The organism is Anoxybacillus tepidamans PS2, from assembly GCF_000620165.1.
Taxonomy (GTDB): domain Bacteria; phylum Bacillota; class Bacilli; order Bacillales; family Anoxybacillaceae; genus Anoxybacteroides; species Anoxybacteroides tepidamans_A.
This window is the reverse complement of the sequence record NZ_JHVN01000045.1, coordinates 1-1,400: the sequence shown is the minus strand read 5'-3', so window position 1 is coordinate 1,400 and position 1,400 is coordinate 1. Positions and strand designations below refer to the sequence as shown.

Here is a 1,400-nt window from a genome sequence, read left to right as displayed (position 1 = left end):
CAAAATAAAAAAGGTAGGGTATTCTCTGATTGAACCCAAACATTCCAGAGAAAGGAGAACCCTACCTATGTCTAAAAGTATACCGAATGTCGACTGGGCAAATCAACTGGAAAGTGTCATTCGTCAGTTTATAAAGGAAAAATTAGAACTGATCATGCGGGAAGAAATTAAAAATTTCCTCGAAATGGAACAAGCCGGAACGTCGAATATGAGAAACGGCTACTATCAACGAAATTTAGATACGCAATATGGCCGGATTGAGGGTCTTTTGGTCCCTAGAGACCGAAACGGAGAATTTCAAACCCAATTGTTCGCTCCTTACCAACGCCACACGGGCTGGCTCGAGGAAGCTGTCATCAAAATGTATCAAAGTGGCATGAGTACGCGGGAAATCGGCAAGTTTATCGAACGGATTTTAGGAAATGCCTATTCTCCTGCCACAATCAGCCGTATGACCGATGTCGTGAAGGAAGACATCGAAAAATGGCACACTCGTCCTCTACACAAGCGTTATTCCGTCTTATATTTGGATGGTTTATACGTAAAACTTCGTCGCGAAACCGTGGAGAAAGAAGTGATTTATGTGGTATTAGGGGTGAACGAAGAAGGATATCGCGAAATTCTTGATTTCTTTGTGGGGGGACAAGAAAGTGCTTATGTATGGCAAGAAATTCTTCAAAACCTCTACAAAAGAGGCGTCAAGGAAGTACTTCTAGGCGTATTCGATGGACTACCGGGTTTAGAGGAAGCCTTTAAGACGGTTTATCCGAAAGCCGATGTGCAGCGCTGTGTCGTTCACAAAGTCCGTAACACACTCCGTCGTGTTCGGAAAAAAGACCAATTCGAAATGGTGGAAGATTTGAAACTCATTTATCGATCTCCGAATAAAACAATGGCACTGGAGATGTTTCAACAGTTTGAGTCGAAATGGTCTGGTAAGTACCCAAGAGAAGTTCAATCTTGGGCCAACGAGTTGGATGTCCTCCTCACCTTTATGGACTATCCAAGCAGTATTCGAAGTGTGATTTACACGACCAATGCCATCGAACGAACGATCAAGGAAATTCGGAAACGTGTCAAACCGATGAACAGTTTGAGCAGTTTAGAAGCCGCTGAAAAAATCGTGTATTTGACGATTCAAGACTTTAACGAGAAATGGGCAGGGCGAAAGTTACGAGGATTTGCTGAAGCACAGGAGACGCTTCAACGAATGTTTGAAGAACGTTACAATTAACCAAATAATGTAAATGACAAACCAATAAAATAAGGGGATTCTCCCTTCCTGCACAAAAGACTGAATATTCAGTCCTTTTGTGGAGGGAACTAGTCCCCTATCCATTCCAAATCCATTTCAGAGATACCCTATCTATGTTGCATTACACAAAATTCTTGACGGTACC

The 1,400-nt window shown here is 42.4% G+C and carries 1 protein-coding gene; it reads left to right on the top strand.

Annotation, left to right across the window (positions count from 1 at the left end):
• The first annotated feature begins 67 nt into the window (after positions 1–67).
• Positions 68–1,234 (top strand): IS256 family transposase, encoded by a 1,167-nt coding sequence (locus N667_RS0117375; protein ID WP_027410672.1) that lies wholly within the window; start codon positions 68–70, stop codon positions 1,232–1,234.
• Positions 1,235–1,400: the final 166 nt, after the last annotated feature.

Excerpts from the sequence above, each read along its gene's own strand:
- N667_RS0117375 (WP_027410672.1), top strand. The coding sequence starts at position 68 with ATGTCTAAAAGTATACCGAATGTCGACTGGGCAAATCAACTGGAAAGT.